The 978-nt window shown below is 43.1% G+C and carries 1 protein-coding gene; it reads right to left on the bottom strand.

Going from position 1 to position 978, the window contains the following annotated elements:
* Window positions 1-942: DNA/RNA non-specific endonuclease (locus BQ17_RS11825; protein WP_141699246.1), on the bottom strand; the 942-nt coding region annotated here is incomplete at its 3' end.
* Window positions 943-978 lie beyond the last annotated feature (36 nt).

Here is a 978-nt window from a genome sequence, read left to right as displayed (position 1 = left end):
GTCGTGTGGAATGATTCGGCGACGAGCTTCAAATTCTGGCGCTTTGGCATCTTCTCTGTTGAAAACCACCCCTCGATTAAGCTCCTCTGGCACAGTACCTAAAGGCGCAGAAAATCCCTCTGGACCGTCGTTAATTCCCTCTCGCGGATAAAAATATAGTGGGTTGCTGTTGAACAAAGCTTCATCAAACTCAAGACCTGTTAGCTGTTCAATCTCAGTAATAGTAACTTGGTGGTTTTTTATATCTATAGAATGCTGACCACGCTTATCAAGCAAAAACCGCGCGTCCTGGTAGAGGACATATGCTTGAGATTCAAGCTGCTCGGATTCTTTCCCGATATACGCGACAACCTTCCAAAAACCCGATGGAATTCGGACCTTTTGCTGTAGAGTACGGCGGGTATACCATCGATCAGTTTGAGTGAAAACAGGCCCAGTAAAGATTGTTATACGGCCATTTTTGTCTTTTTCTAGATGTTGAACAATACGTTCGGGAACACGCCATTCATCTTGATTGAAATTTTCGTGTTGCATTGAGGCATTAGCATACGAACATGAATCGTTACTTGCCCGCTTTGCCTTGTACTTACTCCCCCAAGTTACGGCGGTTCTTCTAGTTAGATGCCCTCGGTCCCAAGGATTTCGTTTATATGCTGCAGGACCAACTTGGTTGTTAAGACCAATTCTAGGGTCTACGAACCAGTCTCTGCCGGACACTTGTTGGAATTCATTTTGATCAAGATTTGCAGCGGAAACTAGCGCTTGATTGTTGAATTTACTCATTATCACTGAGTAATGAATATAATCAATAATGTGTCCGTTCTCGTTGTCATCTCGAACAAACAGAATATCATCTTCAATTTCCAGCCCCGCTTTTGGCAGAGCTATTGAAACCCCTTTTCCCAGAAATTCTGGATCGTAACCTTTTCTAAGATCAGTCATGTGTTTTCTCCTAAGGTTGAATTTCACGTATAACAG

This window comes from Candidatus Thiosymbion oneisti (assembly GCF_900092655.1).
GTDB lineage: Bacteria > Pseudomonadota > Gammaproteobacteria > Chromatiales > Chromatiaceae > Thiosymbion > Thiosymbion oneisti.
Note: the sequence above shows the minus strand (reverse complement) of the source record. Positions and strands in the feature narration are given on the sequence as shown.